The organism is Arthrobacter sp. P2b (genome assembly GCF_900168295.1).
Lineage (GTDB): Bacteria > Actinomycetota > Actinomycetes > Actinomycetales > Micrococcaceae > Arthrobacter.
In genome coordinates this window covers 343,597-361,779 of sequence record NZ_FVZL01000001.1, presented here as the reverse complement: position 1 = coordinate 361,779, position 18,183 = coordinate 343,597, and the positions used below count along the sequence as shown (strand labels likewise).

The 18,183-nt window shown below is 66.1% G+C and carries 17 protein-coding genes; 8 read left to right on the top strand and 9 right to left on the bottom strand.

Features of this window, described 5'->3' with window-relative positions; all coding sequences use genetic code 11:
- On the top strand, nucleotides 1-897 hold the full coding sequence (purU, locus tag B5520_RS01630; RefSeq protein WP_079595313.1) for a formyltetrahydrofolate deformylase: 897 nt from the start codon (nucleotides 1-3) through the stop codon (nucleotides 895-897).
- A gap of 148 nt (nucleotides 898-1,045) precedes the next feature.
- Here purU and B5520_RS01625 read toward each other — a convergent pair whose 3' ends face one another.
- Entirely contained in the window at nucleotides 1,046-1,648 is a 603-nt protein-coding gene (locus B5520_RS01625) for a TetR/AcrR family transcriptional regulator (RefSeq protein WP_079595312.1), read from the bottom strand.
- A 161-nt stretch (nucleotides 1,649-1,809) separates the two neighbouring features.
- On the opposite strand from B5520_RS01625, the gene B5520_RS01620 reads away from it, so the two are divergent.
- The 3 genes from B5520_RS01620 (at nucleotide 1,810) to B5520_RS01610 (ending at nucleotide 5,073) form a co-directional block, all read left to right on the top strand.
- Entirely contained in the window at nucleotides 1,810-2,154 is a 345-nt protein-coding gene (locus B5520_RS01620; RefSeq protein WP_079595311.1) for a cupin domain-containing protein, read from the top strand.
- A 5-nt stretch (nucleotides 2,155-2,159) separates the two neighbouring features.
- Complete coding sequence (locus tag B5520_RS01615; RefSeq protein ID WP_254865439.1) at nucleotides 2,160-3,509, top strand: flavin monoamine oxidase family protein; 1,350 nt, start codon at nucleotides 2,160-2,162, stop codon at nucleotides 3,507-3,509.
- An 88-nt stretch (nucleotides 3,510-3,597) separates the two neighbouring features.
- Nucleotides 3,598-5,073: an APC family permease gene (locus B5520_RS01610; RefSeq protein ID WP_079595310.1), complete on the top strand. Its 1,476-nt coding sequence runs from the start codon at nucleotides 3,598-3,600 to the stop codon at nucleotides 5,071-5,073.
- Here the strand turns inward: B5520_RS01610 and B5520_RS01605 are convergent.
- Nucleotides 5,066-5,716, bottom strand: a complete 651-nt coding sequence (locus tag B5520_RS01605; RefSeq protein WP_079595309.1) for an AmiS/UreI family transporter — start codon at nucleotides 5,714-5,716, stop codon at nucleotides 5,066-5,068. The two genes, B5520_RS01610 and B5520_RS01605, sit on opposite strands and share 8 nt — an antisense overlap.
- Before the next feature lie 197 nt (nucleotides 5,717-5,913).
- Between B5520_RS01605 and gdhA the strand changes: the two genes are divergently transcribed.
- Complete coding sequence (gene gdhA / locus B5520_RS01600) at nucleotides 5,914-7,251, top strand: NADP-specific glutamate dehydrogenase (protein ID WP_079595308.1); 1,338 nt, start codon at nucleotides 5,914-5,916, stop codon at nucleotides 7,249-7,251.
- A 5-nt stretch (nucleotides 7,252-7,256) separates the two neighbouring features.
- Here gdhA and B5520_RS01595 read toward each other — a convergent pair whose 3' ends face one another.
- The 3 genes from B5520_RS01595 to B5520_RS01585 form a co-directional block, all read right to left on the bottom strand.
- On the bottom strand, nucleotides 7,257-8,225 hold the full coding sequence (locus B5520_RS01595; protein WP_079595307.1) for an AraC-like ligand-binding domain-containing protein: 969 nt from the start codon (nucleotides 8,223-8,225) through the stop codon (nucleotides 7,257-7,259).
- 123 nt (nucleotides 8,226-8,348) lie between these two features.
- On the bottom strand, nucleotides 8,349-9,446 hold the full coding sequence (locus B5520_RS01590; protein WP_079595306.1) for a D-TA family PLP-dependent enzyme: 1,098 nt from the start codon (nucleotides 9,444-9,446) through the stop codon (nucleotides 8,349-8,351).
- Nucleotides 9,443-10,024, bottom strand: a complete 582-nt coding sequence (locus B5520_RS01585; protein WP_079595862.1) for a TetR/AcrR family transcriptional regulator — start codon at nucleotides 10,022-10,024, stop codon at nucleotides 9,443-9,445. The genes B5520_RS01590 and B5520_RS01585 overlap by 4 nt, the downstream gene beginning before the upstream one ends.
- 121 nt (nucleotides 10,025-10,145) lie before the next feature.
- On the opposite strand from B5520_RS01585, the gene B5520_RS01580 reads away from it, so the two are divergent.
- Both B5520_RS01580 and B5520_RS01575 read left to right on the top strand, forming a co-directional pair.
- Nucleotides 10,146-12,089 (top strand): primary-amine oxidase, encoded by a 1,944-nt coding sequence (locus B5520_RS01580; protein ID WP_079595305.1) that lies wholly within the window; start codon nucleotides 10,146-10,148, stop codon nucleotides 12,087-12,089.
- Between the two features lie 22 nt (nucleotides 12,090-12,111).
- Nucleotides 12,112-12,546, top strand: a complete 435-nt coding sequence (locus B5520_RS01575; RefSeq protein ID WP_079595304.1) for a hypothetical protein — start codon at nucleotides 12,112-12,114, stop codon at nucleotides 12,544-12,546.
- Nucleotides 12,547-12,553: 7 nt separating this feature from the next.
- Here the strand turns inward: B5520_RS01575 and B5520_RS01570 are convergent, their stop codons facing one another.
- The 4 genes from B5520_RS01570 to B5520_RS01555 form a co-directional block, all read right to left on the bottom strand.
- Entirely contained in the window at nucleotides 12,554-14,269 is a 1,716-nt protein-coding gene (locus B5520_RS01570) for an alkaline phosphatase D family protein (protein WP_079595303.1), read from the bottom strand.
- A 73-nt stretch (nucleotides 14,270-14,342) separates the two neighbouring features.
- Nucleotides 14,343-15,092, bottom strand: coding sequence for a ThuA domain-containing protein (locus B5520_RS01565; protein WP_079595302.1), 750 nt, complete (start codon nucleotides 15,090-15,092; stop codon nucleotides 14,343-14,345).
- Nucleotides 15,092-16,228: a Gfo/Idh/MocA family protein gene (locus tag B5520_RS01560; protein ID WP_079595301.1), complete on the bottom strand. Its 1,137-nt coding sequence runs from the start codon at nucleotides 16,226-16,228 to the stop codon at nucleotides 15,092-15,094. Before B5520_RS01560 ends, B5520_RS01565 begins: the two co-directional genes overlap by 1 nt.
- A 147-nt stretch (nucleotides 16,229-16,375) precedes the next feature.
- Nucleotides 16,376-17,374, bottom strand: coding sequence for a LacI family DNA-binding transcriptional regulator (locus B5520_RS01555; RefSeq protein ID WP_079595300.1), 999 nt, complete (start codon nucleotides 17,372-17,374; stop codon nucleotides 16,376-16,378).
- A gap of 214 nt (nucleotides 17,375-17,588) precedes the next feature.
- Here B5520_RS01555 and B5520_RS01550 point away from each other — a divergent pair, with 214 nt between their 5' ends.
- Nucleotides 17,589-18,176, top strand: coding sequence for a helix-turn-helix domain-containing protein (locus B5520_RS01550; protein WP_079595299.1), 588 nt, complete (start codon nucleotides 17,589-17,591; stop codon nucleotides 18,174-18,176).
- The last annotated feature ends 7 nt before the right edge of the window (nucleotides 18,177-18,183 follow it).

The following is an 18,183-nucleotide window of genomic DNA, read 5'->3' as shown; positions in this document are numbered from 1 at the left end:
ATGACCGCTACTGAAACCCACATCCCCGCCCCGCAGCAGTCCACCACGGTGGAACATGTGCTGACCCTCGACTGCCCGGAATCGCCCGGCATCGTGCATGCGGTCTCCAGCTTCCTCCTGGAGCATGGCTGCGACATCATCGACAACAAGCAGTTCGGCGAACGCTCCGAAGGCCACTTCTTCATGCGCGTGCATTTTGCGTCCGACGGCGATGCCTCCACTGCGGATACGCTGCGGGCAGCTTTCGCCCCCGTAGCTGAAAAGTTCGGCATGCGGTGGCAACTGGAACGCCAGGGAGCCAAGCGCAAGGTCCTGATCATGGTGTCCAAGTTCGGCCACTGCCTCAATGACCTGCTGTTCCGTGCCCGGATCGGCGAGCTGCCCATGGAGGTGGTTGCGGTGGTGTCCAACCACACCGACCACCAGGCACTCGCGGAGTGGCACGGTATCCCGTTCCACCACATCCCGGTGACGGCCGATACCAAGCCCCAGGCCGAAGCCAGGCTCCTGGAGCTGGTGGACGAACTGGATGTTGAGCTTGTGGTGCTGGCCCGCTACATGCAGGTGCTCAGCGACGAGCTGACCCGGAAGCTGGACGGCCGCGCCATCAACATCCACCACTCGTTCCTGCCCAGCTTCAAGGGCGCCAAGCCGTACCACCAGGCCTACGCCCGCGGGGTCAAGACCGTCGGTGCCACAGCCCACTACGTCAACGCGGAGCTGGACGAGGGACCAATCATCGCCCAGCAGGTGGTGGAAGTGGACCACACCTACGGACCCGAAGACCTCGTGGCCGCCGGCCGCGACACCGAATGCAAGGCCCTTTCCAACGCGGTGCGCTGGCACTGCGAGGGCAGGGTCATCCTGCAGGGCAACAGGACCGTGGTGCTTCGCTAGCCTTCGGCACGCCGCAAGCAGGCATGTGACTTAACTGAACAGCAACAGAAGGGCCCCTGCGGCCGCGCGAACTGCGCGGCGGCAGGGGCCCTGTGCGTTAAAGCAGCCGGAGTGCCGTCAGTCCGCGAGGGGACGGGCCGGACAAGGGTCAGGTGAGGCCGGAAGCGGCTGCACCATCCCGCCGGAGGATGACCACCTGGTGCACCTCCTCGAGGGCCGCCGCAATCTCCTCCCGTGAAACCCCGGCCAGGTACTGCAGCACCAGCCCGTCCAAGGCGGCGAACAGTGTGCGGGCGACGACGCGGACATGTGCAGTGACTCCAAAAGCCTCAAGTCCCGCGGCGAGGGCGTCAACGTAACTCTCGTACAGCGCGGCTACCGGTCCTGCCAGCTCCGGGCGCCGCCTGGCTTCCAGGATCATCTCGTACTGGAATACCTGCAGCTCGGGGTCCGTGAGGAGCAGGTCCATCAGGGCCTCGGTGAACGTTGCCTCCTGCTGCGCCGCATCGCGCAGGCGGGAGGCTGCAATTGACTGTTCGGAAGCCCACTGCAGGGCGGCCGCGATCAGCGCGTCACGTGATCCAAAGTGGTGTGCCACCAAGGTGTTGTTGACTCCCGCCGCTTCTGCCACTGCCCGGTAGGTGAGTCCCCGAAGGCCCTTGTGCGCCACCACATCCACAACGGCCCGAAGCAGCGCTTCGCGGCCTTTGCCGTACTTCGACGGGGAGGCTGGGGCGGAGGAAGGGGCCATGCCGTCGATTCTAGCCACCTGCGTGGCGGCCGACGGCGGCTATTGACTTAAAACTAAGCACTTGCTTAGATTAATTCACCATCCGTGACGGCAATCACACGCCGAGCCGGATGAACCACTTCCTTCCGACGCATCCCGCCCGTCCCCCCTTGGAGCCATTCATGACCATCGCACCTGCCTTCAGCACGTCCTCGACCCTTGATCAGGCCAAGAATGAACCCTTCGAACTCGGCCAGGTCCAGTGGGTCCGCCGGTTCGGCGAGGGCGGCCGCGAGGCGCTCGCCTGCGGCTACTGGCACGTCAACCCGTCCGAAGCGCCGGACCCCTTTGACCTGATCATGGAGGCCGATGAGACCATCCACATCCTCGCTGGGCACCTCCGCATAGAGGTTGAGGGAGGCGAGGCCTACGAGCTCACTGCCGGAAGCTCGGCGTCATTCAACAAGGGCGTGCGCACCCGCTGGGCCGTGCTGGCACCCACCATCGAATTCTTCGTCTATTCCTAGGGGCCATGATCATGGAGCAGCAGGACATTGACCGAAAAAAGCCGGACGTCATCGTGGTGGGGGCCGGGTTCGCCGGCCTTACCGCGGCACGCGAACTTACCCGGCAGGGCTTCTCGGTCCATATCATCGAGGCGCGCGACCGGATCGGGGGCAGGACGTGGCTGGACCACCGCCTCGGCCGCAACCTGGAGATCGGTGGAACATGGGTCCACTGGACGCAGCCCTATGTCTGGGCTGAGCTGAAGCGATATGGCCTGGGCACGGTCGCAAGTCCGGAGCCGGAGCGCGCCTTCTGGTGGGCAGACGGCGGCCGCCAGGAAGGTGCCCCCGGCATCCTCCTGCAGCTGATCGGGAAGTACAACCATGAACTGGTGAAGGACTCCCGCGAGTACTTCCCCGAACCCTTCCGGCCATTGGCCCGGGACGCTTTCAAGGAGATTGACCACATTTCCGTCCAGGACCGCATCAGGGAACAGTTCCCGGCAGGTTCATCCAGGGACATCCTTGAGTCATTCTGGGCCCTGAACTTCAACGGTCCACTCGAAGACGCCGCCCTGACGCAGGCCCTGCGCTGGATAGCGCTGACCAACGGCGACTGGGCGGTCAACTTCGAGGCCTGCGCCACCTACAAGATCGAGGGCGGCACGGCTGCCCTCGCGGAGTCCATCTTCCGGGACAGCGGAGCCGGGATTGACTACGGCTTCACCGTGGCTGGAATTTCGGACGACGGCGGCAGCGTCACCGTCCGCAGTTCCGACGGCAGGACCATCTCCGCGCGGTCCGCCATCGTTACCGTCCCGCTCCACGTCCTGCCCGGCATCGCCTTTGAGCCGCCGTTGCCGCCCTCCAAGGCGGACGGAGCCAGGCGCGGGCAGGTATCCAAAGGCGTCAAGGTCTGGATTCGGCTGCGGGGTGAGCATGCGCCGTTTGTCGCGCTGGGACAGGCCGACTGGGCGCTGAACTTCTTCCAGGTGGAATACACGCTCGACGGCGACACGATCGCCGTCGGCTTCGGCCCGGACGCTTCGAACATCGACGCCACGGACCCGGCCGCCGTCCAGGCGCACCTTAACCGTCTGGTGCCCGGCGCCGAGGTGGTGGACGTGGCCACCTATGACTGGGTGTCCGACCCGCTGGCCGGCGAAACCTGGCCGATGCACCGCACCGGTTTCCTCTCCGCGCACCTGGCCGCCCTGCAGGCACCACACGGCAACATCCTGTTCGCCGGCTCGGACATCGCCAACGGCTGGGGTGGATTCATCGACGGCGCCATCGAAAGTGGCATGGAGGCTGCCCTGGAAGCGGCAGCACATTCCGCCGCCGCATCCGGCACTGCGCTGACGGACAAGAACTGATCGCTGGCGGACAAAGCCGTCGGGCCGCCCGCTGCCAAGCTGGATTTCACAGCATTTCCCCACACTCATGACCGTTAAGAAGGATCCAATGAGTATTTCGAATTCCGAGTCCCGGACCACTGACGCTCCGGCCAGGGAGCATTCCACAGCCCTCCGCGCCGGGAGCATCGGCGTCATGGGCATCCTCTTTTTTGTCCTCTCCGCCCAGGCACCGCTGACGGGCATTGTGGGCGCTTCCCCGCTCGCGGCGGCCCTTGGCAACGGCGCCGGCGCCCCGGGCGCCTACCTGATCGTCGGCATTGTCATCGTCATCTTTGCCGTGGGCTTCGTGGCCATGAGCCGCAGGATCCAGGCCAACGGCGCCTTTTACGCCTACGTCACCGCCGCCTTCGGCAGGAAAACCGGTGCCGGGGCGGCCTGGCTTGCGCTGCTTGCCTACAACACCGTCCAGGCTGCCATGTACGGACTCTACGGGGCAGTCTTCTCCGGCCTGCTCGCCTCAATGGGCCTGGACGTGCCCTGGTGGCTCCTGGCCCTGGCCACCATGGCGGGCGTACAGGTGCTCGGGTCCCTGAACATCGAACTCGGCGCCCGCGTCCTGGCCCTGCTGGTGGGACTTGAGGTGGCCGTGCTGCTGCTGTTCGGTTTCACCGTCCTGTTCAGCGGCGGCGGCCCCGAAGGCATCAGTGTGGCAGCCTCCTTCTCACCGGAAGCCATCGCCGCCGGCGCCCCCGGAGTGGCCATCATGTTCGCCGTGGCCTCCATGTTCGGCTTTGAATCCACGGCCATCTACTCGGCCGAGGCAAAGGACCCGCACCGCACCGTGGCCCGGGCAACCTACCTGTCCGTGGGCGTCATCGCGGTCTTCTTCTCGTTCATCTCCTGGATGCTGGTCAGCTACTACGGCCCGTCCCGGGTCATGGACGCGGCAGGCGCCGCCCTCGAATCAGGCGATGCCACCATCTTCGTCCTGGGGCCCATGGTGGAGCTTTTCGGTCCGTGGGCCGGCGTGGTCACCGGCGTCCTGCTGGTCACCTCGCTGCTCGCCGGAATCATCGCCTTCCACAACGGCATCAACCGCTACCTGCACTCCCTTGCCCTGCGCGGTTCCATGCCCGCCATCGTGGCCCGGACCAACCGGCACCGCGCACCGGCCGTGGCTGCCTGGATCCAGACCGCCACCGCCGTCGTCCTGGTGGCGCCGTTCGCCATCCTGGCGCTGGATCCCGTCCTGACACTCTTCTCCTGGTTCAGCGGACTGGCAGTAGCGGCACTCCTGGTGCTGTACATGCTCTGCTCGACCGCCGTCGTCGGCTTCTTCCGCCGTGAACGCGCCGGTGCCCAGCTCTGGCAGACGCTGGTTGCCCCGACGCTCGCGGCGCTGCTGCTGGGATGGATCCTGTTCCTGGTGGTCAGCAACTTCACGGCATTGATCGGCGGCAGCGCAGAGACGGCAACCGCCCTTCTGGTGGCTGTTCCCCTTGTTTTTGCGGCCGGGGTGCTGGTGGAAGCCCAGGTGCAGCGCCGGCAGAAGGCTGCAAGCCTGGGGCATCCGGTCAGGTAGAGCTCAGCCTTTCCGGGGGCTGCACGGGATGTCCGGCACTGGCCCGGCGTGGAGCGGCTCCGCGCCGGGCCAGCACTCGTGCCACAACAAACAGTGCGGCCAGGACTGCTGCCGCCGTCCAGGCAGCTGCCTGCCCGCGTGGCCAGTTGCCGGCCAGCCCGAGGAAAGCCGGAAGTGTGGCAGTCGTCTGGCTGGTCAGCACCAGCGCCCAGCCGATGAACGGGTCCAGGCGTGTGAGGCCCAGCGCCATTGATGCGAAAAACAACGCCCACAGCGCAGACCAGGCCAGCCACAGGACGGCCAGCAGCGGGTCCGGTCCAGCCCAGGCGGCGGCGAGCAGCAGGCCGACGACGCCCACCATGCCGCAGAACCACCCCAGGCCCTTCGAGCCAAGGTCCAGCAGGGTGTCCAGCCCCACGTACACGTATGTCAGGCCGAACAGGAACATCCCTGCAGCAGTCAACAGCGGCCCTGCCTGTTCGAGCACCGCCGCGCCTGGCAAAAATACGACGCCGAGCGCCAGTTGAACGGTCCCGATGGCAAGGCTGGCCACGGCTGCGTCGCGACGGGGGAGGAGGCCCAGCGTGGCGAGTCCGTTGAGGAGCAGGGCTGCCCCCGAAAGCAGCAGGCAGATGTAGGCCATCAGAGGGCCTTCCGGATGCACATCCTCGTGCACCTTCCTTTCACTGTGCGGAAGAGAACTGTCGCAATACGGAGAATAAGGGACAAATAGCGCTCCGCCTACTGGTCTCCGGTCTTAATCCGATAGCTTGAAGGGTCAAGTTTCGAGCGGTTCAACAAAACGTACCGTTCCTGTTTCACGCAGAGGTGAGGAAAACCATGGATTCACGGCTCGAGGCCATCAGGGATACGGTCCTGGCACGGAACCCCGGCGAAGCGGAGTTCCACCAGGCGGTGGTCGAAGTCTTCGAAAGCCTCGGCCCCGTCCACGACAGGCACCCCGAATTCCTCGAAGCCGCCATCCTGGAGCGGCTCTGCGAGCCCGAGCGCCAGATCATCTTCCGCGTGCCGTGGACGGATGACACCGGGCGGGTGCAGATCAACCGCGGCTTCCGGGTGGAATTCAATTCGGCGCTGGGCCCGTACAAGGGAGGCCTGCGGTTCCACCCGTCCGTCTATTTGGGAATCGTCAAGTTCCTTGGTTTCGAGCAAATTTTCAAAAATGCCCTCACCGGCATGCCCATCGGCGGCGGCAAGGGCGGCTCCGACTTTGATCCGCGCGGCCGCAGCGATGCCGAAGTCATGCGTTTCTGCCAGTCCTTCATGACGGAGCTGTACCGGCACATCGGCGAGTACACCGACGTTCCGGCGGGGGACATCGGCGTGGGCGGACGCGAAATCGGGTACCTCTTCGGCCAGTACAAGCGCATCACCAACCGGTACGAATCCGGCGTGCTGACCGGCAAGGGCATCTCGTGGGGCGGCTCGCTCGTCAGGCCCGAAGCCACCGGCTTCGGGACCGTCATCTTTACGCAGGAAATGCTGAAGACCCGCGGAACGTCCTTTGACGGCAAGCGCGTGGTGGTCTCAGGCTCCGGCAACGTCGCCATCAACGCCATCGCCAAGGCCCAGGCCCTCGGCGCCACCGTGGTGGCCTGCTCCGACTCCTCCGGCTACATCGTGGATGAGGCGGGCATCGACGTCGGGCTCCTGCGCCAGGTTAAGGAGGTGGAGCGCGCCCGGCTCAAGGAATACGCTGCCCGCCGGGCCGGCGTCTCCTACGTGGAGGGCGGTTCCGTGTGGGACGTTGACGCGTCGGTGGCACTGCCGTGCGCCACGCAGAACGAGCTCGACGGCGGTGCTGCCGCCAGGCTGGTGCGCGGCGGGCTCCTTGCAGTGGGCGAGGGCGCCAACATGCCGTCCACCCGTGACGCCGTCGCGGTGTTCCAGAAGGCGGGCGTGCTCTTCGGTCCCGGCAAGGCAGCCAACGCGGGCGGCGTTGCAACGTCCGCCTTGGAGATGCAGCAGAACGCCAGCCGGGACTCCTGGTCCTTTGAGCACACCGAAGAACGGCTGACGGAGATCATGGTGGGAATCCATCACCGGTGCGCGTCCACAGCTGACGAGTACGGCGACCCCGGCAACTACGTCCTCGGCGCCAACATCGGCGGCTTCGTGAAGGTGGCGGACGCCATGCTGGCCCAGGGGCTCATCTAGGAGTGCTAAGCGCCCCGGCGCCAGTCGCTTGGGGAGACGCCGAAGGCATCGCGGAACGTGCGGCTGAAATGTGCGGCGTCCAGGAAACCCCAGCGGGCTGCGACGGCACCCACGGACTGTGCGGCGTGCAGGGGGTCGCGCAGGTCGCGGCGGGCCCCCTCCAGCCGCTGGCTCCGGATCCAGCTGGCCACCGTTGTCCCGGACTCGTGGAACACGTTGTGCAGGTGGCGCGTCGAGATGAAGTGCGCGGCGGCGATGCTGGCGGGGGACAGCAGGGGATCGGCCAGGTTGGCCTCGATGTATTCACGGACGGAAACTGCCAGGAGTGCCTGCGGCTTCATCCGGTCCGGCGTCATGTCCATTTCGGCGTGCAGCATGGTGGACACCAGGTCCAGGGCGTTGGCTGCCAGCCGCGAACCGCTGGGGCCGTCCAGGACGTCCAGATTCTCGGACAGCTGGCGGATGAACTGTCCCACAATTCCGCTGAGGCCGGTGCTGCCGGCCATCCTCACGGCAGCGAGCTGGCCCACGAAGTCGGTGGGCAGGGACAGTGCGTCGCAGGGGAACATCACCACCATCATCCGCGCCTGCTCCGCGAACGTCAGGGTGTAGGGCCTGTTGGTGTCGTAGATGGCCAGGTCGCCGGGCCGGAGGACGGCCTCGCGGTTGTCCTGGATGAGCAGCCCGGTGCCCTCCAGCTGCAGGTTGAGCTTGAAGTAGCGCTCATGGGCCTGGGCGATCAGGGCCGGGGTGCGGTGGACCTCGTGCGAGGTGGCCGTGACTTCGACGATGGACATGCGGTCCAGCACCCTTGCGCGCAGCTGTCCGCGGAACCCGTCCACGTCTGCCGTCCGTGCCGCGAGGGGTACGAAGGACTCGGCCACCAGGTGCTTCCAGTGGTCAAAGGACGTGGCAACGCTGGACGTAAGGCTTTGGCTGGCGGAATGTACCGCAGGCCGGGCTGGTGCTGGCATGGATGTTCCTGACGACGGCTGGCCATCTGATGTTCCCCGGGAGCTGTGTCCTGCAACACAGTCCCATCAGGTTACGGTCCGCAGGATCTTTTTTCAACGGTTGGCGAAAAAAGAGTGGAAGTACTACGCGTTCCTGCCGCGGGCCGCCACCGTCCACCGGTCCACGAGCTGCCCGCCGCTGGTGACGGCGACGTTATCCACGAGGTTGATGGCCAGGCAGACGTGGTTCGGGATGACCCGCAGCCGGTCGCCCAGGGCCGGCCTGTTTCCCGGGCCGTGCCACTCGACCGTGGCATGGTGCTCCGAGAGGGCGGTGATCCGGGCCTCCGGATGATCGATCAGGCGGCCATATCCGGTGGCCCAGGCCGGCCGGTCGCTGCCCAGGATCTTGCTCCCGGCATCGATGATGAAGCGTTCCGGGGTACCGGGCGTGCTTGCATGGTGGCTCACCACCGTCGCCGCCACCGTCAGCGCGATGTCCTCCACACCGCACCGGCCAAGCTCAAGCTGCTGGGCGTCGCCGAACACGTAGACGCCCGGGCGCACCTCCGTTGCCACCGAGCTTTCGGTCAGCAGTGCAGTGGGCGTGGATCCACCGCTTCGCACGGTTGCGTTGTGTCCGGCGGCGGCCAGCGCACCCGAAGCCTGCCTGAGCGCCTCCTGCTCCTGTGCCGCTGCTTCCACCGGCATGCCGGGCGCGTAGCTGTGCCCGGGGAAGGTGAACACTCCCGCGACTTCAAGGCCGGCGTCGGACGCTGCTTTTGCCACGTCCGCCGCCGCCTGCGGGTGGACACCGCTGCGGTGATGGCCGCTGTCGATTTCAACCAGCACGCTGACGCTTCGGGCTGCCGGGCCGAGCCCCGCGCCGAGCATTGCTGCGCCTTCCGCCGAGTCCACGCCGATGGCGACCGTCACTGTGTCCGCCAGGCGCCGGAGTCGTTCGGCCTTCCCCGGCGAGACCCACAAGGGGTAGGCGATGAAGAGGTCGGTAACCCCTGCCGCTGCGAAGACTTCAGCCTCGCCGATGGTTGCCACCGTGAGTCCGGCGGCCCCAGCTGCCAATTGGCGGGCGGCGATCTCCGGGATCTTGTGCGTTTTGGCGTGCGGGCGAAGGGTGAGGCCTTTTGCCCGGACGGTTTCAGCCATCCTTGTAATGTTCCGGTCCAGGATGTCGAGGTCCACCAGGATGTCCGGGGTGTCGATGACGGGCGGGATGGTCATAGCAGGGCCAAGAATCCCTCGAGCTGCTCCTCGAGCCCGGGATTGGGTGTGCCGTTGCCGAGTGCTGCGGCAATCTGCGCGCCGAGCAGCATGTTCAGGAGCTGGCCCGCCAGGACGGAATCATCGACGGCGGCCCGGACGTCTCCGCTGTCCCTCGCCTCTGCCAGGTAGCGCCGGATAGTGGCCAGCCACTCGCTCATGGACTGCTGATGGATGTCAGCCTTCTGGGGGTCGTTGACCGCCTTCTGCCAGAACGGGATGACGATCCGCGCCTCGTTGATGCGCTCCTCGTCGAGCGGGAGCACTTCGCGGCAGAAGGCCCGCAGGGCGGCCAACCCTGACTTGCCCCGGGTGACGTCCGCGATCCGCTGGTTGGTGCGGTTGAAGACATGGCCGAACGCGAATTCCAGGAGCGTGTCCTTGGTGGGGAAGTAGGGCTTGAGCGCTCCGTTTGCAAAGCCCGCTTCCATGGCGATCTCCCGCATCGTGGCGCCCTCCAGGCCCTGCCGGGCAATGATGCGCCAGGTGGCGTCCACCAGTTCCAGGCGCCGCTCGTCATGGTCAACTATCTTCGGCACCGCGGCCACTCCCCAGAAAATTTTTCGCTCAGACTCTTGTGAGCCATGTTACGGACGTTTATTCTCTACAACTATAGAAAATAAATCCGCAGACCCGAAAGGGTCAGGACAAAGGTTCCCCATGACGCTTGCTCCAACCCACGCCATATCAGCCTTCCAACTGGCCACCGGCGACGAAATTTCCGAGGTCCGGTCCATCCTGCAGTCTGAAGGCCACCTCGAGACGCACCACCGCATCGCCTACCTGGGACTGGTGGAACCACCCCGGGGAGCCGCGGCACAAACTGACCGGCGCTTCCGCATCTTCATCCACGACGTCTCGGGCGGTGCCCCGAGCGACGTCGTCGTCTCTTTGACGCAGCACAAGGTGGTGTCCGCCGTCGTGCTTGACACGGCGGTGACCGGAGAACTCCCGGTCCTGGAGGAGGAGTTCGAAGTCGTCGAGGCGCTCCTGGCCGAAGATGAGCGCTGGCTCAAAGCGCTGGCGGACCGGAACCTGGACGTCAACAAAGTCCGGGTTGCCCCGCTCTCCGCCGGCTCGTTCGAGTACACCGAGGAAAAGGGCCGCCGGATCCTGCGCGGCCTCGCGTTTGTCCAGGAATTCCCGGAGGACAGCGCCTGGGCCCATCCCGTGGACGGGCTCGTGGCCTACGTTGACGTGGTCAACAAGGAGATCACCCAGGTGCTGGACCTCGGCCCCATGCCGGTGCCGTCCGAGCACGGCAACTACACGGATCCTGAACTGACCGGCCCGCTCCGCACCACGCAGAAGCCCATCAGCATCACCCAGCCGGAAGGCCCCAGCTTCACGGTTTCGGGCGGCAACCACGTGGAGTGGGAAAAGTGGAGCGTGGATGTGGGCTTCGACGTCCGGGAAGGCGTGGTCCTGCACAACCTCGCCTTCCGGGACGGCGACAAGAAGCGCCCCATCATCAACCGCGCCTCCATTGCGGAAATGGTGGTTCCCTACGGGGACCCCTCGCCCATCCGGTCCTGGCAGAACTACTTCGACACGGGCGAATACCTGGTGGGCCAGTACGCGAACTCCCTGGAGCTGGGCTGTGACTGCCTGGGCGACATCACGTACCTCAGCCCGGTGATCAGCGACGCCTTCGGCAACCCGCGCGAGATCCGCAACGGCATCTGCATGCACGAGGAGGACTGGGGCATCCTGTCGAAGCACTCCGACCTGTGGTCCGGCGTCAACTACACCCGCCGCAACCGCCGCCTGGTGATCTCCTTCTTCACCACCATCGGCAACTACGACTACGGCTTCTACTGGTACCTCTACCTGGACGGCACCATCGAATTCGAGGCCAAGGCCACCGGCATCGTCTTCACATCCGCCTTTCCCGAGGGCGGCTCGGACAACATCTCACAGCTGGCACCCGGCCTCGGCGCCCCCTTCCACCAGCACCTGTTCAGCGCCCGCCTGGACATGGCCATCGACGGCTTCACCAACCGGGTGGAGGAGGAGGACGTGGTCCGCCAGGCCATGGGCCCGGGCAACGAACGCGGCAATGCGTTCTCCCGCAAGCGCACCGTGCTGGCCCGCGAGTCCGAGGCTGTCCGGGAAGCCGACGCCCGCGCCGGCCGGACCTGGATCATCTCCAATCCGGAGTCCCGCAACCGGCTGGGTGAGCCCGTGGGCTACAAACTCCACTCCGAGAACCAGCCCACCCTGCTGGCCGACCCCGGGTCCTCCATTGCCGCGCGTGCCGCCTTCGCCACCAAGGATCTCTGGGTCACCCGCTACGCCGAGGATGAGCGGTACCCCACGGGCGACTTCGTGAACCAGCATGCAGGCGGCGCAGGTTTGCCCGCGTATGTTGCGCAGGACCGTGACATCGACGGCCAGGACATCGTGGTGTGGCATACCTTCGGCCTGACCCACTTCCCGCGCGTCGAGGACTGGCCCATCATGCCCGTGGACACCGTGGGCTTTAAGCTCCGCCCCGAAGGCTTCTTTGACCGCAGCCCCGTCCTGGACGTGCCGGCCAACCCGAACAAGCCGGCCTCAGGGTCCTGCCACAGCGGGGGCGACAGCGGTGGCTCCTGCCACTAGTACCGGCAGCCGGATCCGGGACATGACGACGACGGCGGAACGGGTCCGCGCCTGCGGGCCCGTCCTGCATCCCCGCGTGTGCGCCGTGGCCACCGCTGTCTCCTGCCTGGTGCATGTGTGGCTGGCGGCTGCCGGCCATCATGGTGTGTGGCTTGGCGTCCTGATGGTGGCGATGGCGGCAGTCTGCGTCCCCTGCACCGTGCACGTGTGGCGGCACAGCCGGGTGGGTGCGCTCCATCAGGTGACCGTCACCGCCGTGCTGATGGCCGCTTTGCACGCGGCATTGCTGCTGGGTATGGCAGGTGCCGGACACGCGCATGGCGGGGGACCGTCGTCGTACGTCCCTGACACGTCCGGGGCTGCCCGCCTGCTGGTGGTCATCGGACTGGAAATGACGACGGCGATGCTCGCCGCCACGCTGGTGGCGCGGCTTCGGCGGCAGCCGGATCCAGTCTGAGCAGTGTCTAGAGCCGTTCCCTCGCCGGCTCGCCGGTTTTGCGGCGGGCGACCGTCATCTCCGCCACGCGTTCCAGCCGTGGGTGCAGGTGATCGCCGCCGTCCACCACCCCTTTTTGCCACCACAGCCTCAGCCCCTCGGGCACCACTTCAAGGCAGGCAAGGTTGTTGTCGAACCAGGGACCATTGATGCCGGACCAGCGGAACGGGGGGTCCTGGACCTTTGCCGAACGCGCCACAGCCGCGCCCACCGGTGCGGCCAGGCCGTAGGACATGAGCGCCCCGAAGGAGCGCATCACCCGCGGCAGGGGGTTGCGGATGGGTGAGCAGACCGCCTGGATAATGCGGCTGCCCGAGGACCGCTCCACCTCGGAGACATAGGAAAAGTGCACGTCGCCGGACAGGAAGGTGATGGTTTCCGGAGCCGGCCCCCGTTTGCCGTCGGCCACCTCCACCGCCATTGCCGCCACCTGCCGGAAGCTTTTCTGGAACGCGGCCCAGTGCTCCAGGTCGGCCGCCTGGCGCAGCTTTTCACCGGCCCGCGCCGCCGGCTTGCCCCATGCTCCTTCCGAGATGGCTTCGTCCCACGATTCCAGGTGGTGCAGGCCCATCGGCAGCAGGAACGGCAGGGAGGTCGCCACCAGGACATGGCGGAGGCCGCCCTGCATCCGCTCGTCCAGCCAGGCCATTTCGACGTCGTCCAGGAGGGCGCGGCGGTCCGGGTCCAGGTTCCGCGCGGCACGGGAATCCACCACGATCAGCCGGGTATCGCCGAAATCCCGGGAGTAGCTCCACCGATAGGACTCAGGGTCCCTGTTCGCCCGTTCCGCGAGGCTGTCCAGATCGTCACTAAGGTCGAGTTCCTGCCCGTCCCGGTGCGCGGCGACTTTTTGCCACACGGGATCCGCGGCCCGTTCCTGCGGCGACAGGTTGCCAAGGTGCTGGTACACCCAGTAGGACGCCAGCCCGGCCTTGATCCGGCCCCGCCACCAGGGAACATCCTGCATTGCCTGGCGCCAGGACCGTGAGGCGTTCCAGTCGTCACGGATGTCATGGTCGTCGAAGATCATCGCACTGGGCAGGGTGGACAGCAGCCACCTGTTAGCCGGGTCCGACCAGGCGAGGTAATAGAGGTGCGCGTACTCTTCGTAGTCCTTCAGCTCCTCGCCGGGCGGTGCCTTGATGTCCCGGCGGGCCTTGATGAACTCCTGCATCTGCTTGCTGGTGGAATCGGCATAGACCTGGTCCCCCAGGAAGGCCACAAGATCCGGCCACGGCTCGCTGCTGCCTGAGATCATGTTCAGCGCATAGGCCCTTAAGGAGTCCACCCCGTGGCTCCGGTTTCCTGCCGCATCATGCGGCACGCTGGTGCGGCAGGAACCGTAGGCCAAACGCAGGGGCTTGCCGGGGTTGAGGGTGGCAATGACCGGCGGCGGGAATTGGCCGTCGGGGTTTGAGCCATCCACCCCGCGCTGTTCCGGCGCCGGCCAGACGTGCGTCCCGTTGATCTCCACGGTGTAGGGCGTGACCGTTCCCGGCCCGAGGCCGTCCACTTCCACCAGCGCATAGTGGTGGCCGTGCACTGCGAACGTGGGGACTCCCCACTCCCCGGCACTGGTCTTGACGGTGACCAGGGCAGCATCACGGGTTTCCACCCAGATACTCGCCGACGTCTCGTCCACGTACCGCATCATGGGGCCTAGCACCAGCGCTGGGGTAGTCATCTCTCAGTTGTACCCGCTGGCGGCCGGACGGGCTATGGGAGAAACCGCAGCATTGTGGTCGGCATCGTAAATGCTAAGCGTTCTCGAACCATTCCCTCTGTGGGTTGGTGACCTCCGGGGCCGAACGGTGCAGTCCGGGCTGGGCTGCCCACTTCACCCCATTGGCCAGGACCCGCTGGATCTGCGGGTGGTGGTAGACCGGGTATTCCTGGTCGCCGGGGCTGAAGTAGAAGATCCGCCCTTTGCCGCGGGTGAACGTGACGCCGGAGCGGAACACCTCGCCGCCCGCGAAGGAGCTGATGAAGATCAGGTCGTCCGGGTCCGGGATATCGAACAGTTCGCCGTACATCTCCTGCTCGGGGATAACGATGGGGCTGTCCACGCCCTCGGCGATGGGGTGTGAGGGCTTCACGGTCCACACCAGCTCGCGCTCGCCGTCATTCCGCCAGGCGAGGGAGCAGCTGGTGCCCAGCAGCTTGGTGAAGACCTTGGCGAAGTGCCCCGAGTGGAGCACGATCAGCCCCATACCGCCCAGCACGTGCCTGTGGACGCGTTCGACGACGGCGTCGCTCACCTCGTGGTGGGCCATGTGTCCCCACCACAGCAGGACGTCCGTCTCGGCCAGCACCTCTTCGTCCAGGCCGTGTTCTTCGTCGGTGGCCAGGACCGCCGTCGTAATTTCCGCCTCCGGGTAGTAGGGGCGAAGGCCTGCGGCGATGGCGCCGTGGATGCCGTCCGGGTAGATCTCGCCGATGTGGGATGGCTCGTTGATGGCCTCGTGGACGCCTTCGTTCCAGACCCGGATCCTTAGCTTGCCGTTCATTAGAGACGAACCTCCCTCTGCTCCAGTGCGGACTGGTAGCACGCGTCGATGATCTGTGCGCGGTAGAGCGCCAGGGAGCCATCATGCTCGCCCCAGACTGCCTCGCCGCCGCGCACTGCCGTGATGAAGTCTTCCACCACTCCGTCGTGGGCACGGCCCGGCAGCACCGGCGGGACGTAGTCTGCGGATTCGCCGTCCTTGTCCGTAAACACCCGAAGCTGTCCGACGGTCGGGAAAGGTGCACCCTGCACCTTCAGTTCGGCTCCGCCATCGGTGCCGTAAACCGTGAAGTCCAGGAGGTCGTCCGATTCCCGGTAGGTGGCCCAGCTTGCTTCGATCAGGAGGGTTCCGCCGCCCTCAAGCCGAAGGAACGCGGAGGCGAAGTCTTCGACGTCAAAAGCGTGGCTGGAGGCGAGGGCAGAGTACTCGTTCCCGCCGCCGCGCCCCTGCGGGCCCAGCTCGGAGTGGGTGGCGGCGGACACGGCCACCACCTTCGGTTCGCCCAGCAGGTGCAGGGCGTAGTCGAGGGCGTGGACGCCGATGTCCGCCAACGGCCCGCCGCCGGCGAGTTCAGGATTAGTGAACCAGCTGCCCAGCGTGGGGATGCCGGAACGGCGCAGCCAGGATGCCTTCGCGTAGTACGGGCGGCCCAGGCCGCCCTCGTCGATAACACCCTTGAGTGCCTGGATATCGCCGCGGCGGCGGTGGTTGAAGGCGACGTCCAGGACACGCCCGGCCTTACGGGCCGCGTCCACCATGGCCTGGCCTTCGGCAGCGTTCCGTGCGATGGGCTTCTCGCTCAGCACATGGATCCCGCGCTCCAGGGCTGCGATCGCGATGGGTGCGTGCAGGAAGGTGGGCACTGCGACGCTGATCGCATCCAGGCCGCCGTGGTTCAGCATGTCTTTCCAGTCCGCGAACGCACTGGGAATGGAGTATTCGGCCTGCAGGGACTCGCGGAGTTCCTGCTCCATCCCCGCCAGCGAAACGATGCTGACGCCGTCCAGTGCCTCATAGGCCTTCAGGTGCTGCTGGCCGGCCCAACCTATGCCAACGACGCCGACCCGCAAATCCTGGGCCCGTGCTCCGTCCGGGAGGGCTGCGGGCTGCGTTGACGACTGCTGCTCGTGGTTCAAAGATGCGTCCTTACGTGGTGGCTGGGGAGAGTCGCGGTGAGGAATTGGAATCGATTCCAAACTGCACGGTTTTGTGGCACTCTTGAAGCCTTTGGAATCGATTCCAAAAGTCTGGCAGCCATCCGTTGCGGCTGTCAACCCCTGGCGCTAGTTCCTGGTGGAGTCGCGGACCACGAGTTGATGCGGAAGGAACGTGCGCCCGCGGCGGTGCCCGCCCGGTTCTGTCATGCGGGCGAAAAGTGCCTCAAAGGCCACCCGGCCCATCTCATAGGCGGGCTGCCGGATGGTGGTCAACTCTGGAACGCACATTTCGGCCTGGATGGAGTCGTCAAAACCCGCCACGGCGACGTCCTCCGGAACCCGCAGGCCGGCGTCCGTGATTTCCCGGACGCACCCGGCCGCCACCGTATCGCTGCCGCAGAAAACGGCATCCGGCAGCGGGTCCAGCTGCAGGAGGTCCCTGGCGAGGCGGCGCCCGGCGTGGAAGTCGAACTCGCCCTCGGCCAGGAGCAGATGTTCCGGCGACAAACCCGCTTGGGCGGCCGCTTCCCGGAAGCCTTCCTCGCGCAGCCGGCCGGAGCGTGCCAGCCTGTTGCCGATCATCGCCAGGCGGCGGCTCCCCGATTGGATGAGGTGCTGCGTGATGTCGAAGGCCGCCTGCCGGTCGTCGATGGAAACACCGAACGCAGCCTCGGAATCAACGATTTCGCAGACCTGGACAACGCTCAACTGCTCTGCCAGCGCTTCAACCTCGGCATCCGGCATGGTGGGCGAAAACAGGATGAGGCCATCCACCGAGCCGTTGCGCAGCATGTCCACCAGCTGCTGTTCGCGTTCGAGGTCCCCGGAGGTGGGCGCAATCAGGCTGACGTAGCCGGACAATGCCGCTGCGTCACCGAATCCCCGGAAGGCCTCGCTGATCACGGGGGAGTTGAGGTTCTTCGCGAGCGCCAGGACGCGCATGGTCCGGTCGCGGCGCAGGTCACGGGCGGAGGCGAGGGGCCGGTAGTTGAGCTTGCGGATGGCCCCCGTGACCTTTTCCTTGCTCGCTGCGCTGACGGCCGGACTCCCGTTCAGGACGCGGGAGACGGTCCCGACGGACACTCCAGCCGTTTTGGCGACGTCCTGGACTGTCGCTCGCGCCATGTGTCGTTTCCTTCCGCGACCAATGACCTAGGTCCTCGCTGCCATGCCCGTGCCGTCCAGTGCTGTGGCGGGTTTTCCCAGCATAGCCCGCCTATGGGTCCCCTAACCCGAGCCACCGTGCGAGTCCAGGGCGCAGTTGGCGCCGAAGCTGCAGCGCAGCGAAACGCCTGAGGCGGCAGGCCTGCTGGGGGTTGGGCCACCTAAGATGGCTGACATGACCGATCACGCCCGGGAAGAGGTTGCCGGAAAACTCGAACAGGTGATCGCTGCCCAGCTCCGGCATTACCGCACCTCCCAGGGCCTGTCCTCCGCTGAGCTTGCAAGCCGCACAGGGATGTCCAAAGCCATGATCTCCAAGATCGAGACGGCCAGTACGTCCTGTTCGCTGACCAGCCTGCAGCGCCTCGCTGACGGACTCAAGATCCCCGTGACGGCACTGTTCCGCGGTGCGGACACGGACCGGGACGCGACGTTCACCAAAAGCGGCGAAGGCAGCCTCACCGTCCGCAGCGGCACCCAGCACGGGCACGAATACCGGGTCCTGGGTACCCTCAAGGGCCGCACTGATGCCCTGGAGCCCACCCTCGTGACCCTGACCGACGCGTCAGACGTTTTCCCGCTCTTCCAGCACCCCGGCACTGAATTCATCTACATGCTCGCCGGCAAAATGGTCTACGGCCACGGCCAGTACGAATACACCATGGAATCCGGAGACTCGCTCCTGCTCGATGGCGAAGGCCCGCACGGTCCGCTGGAGCTGCTGGAGCTGCCCATCCGTTTCCTTGCGGTGGCCGCCAGGTAGGACCGGC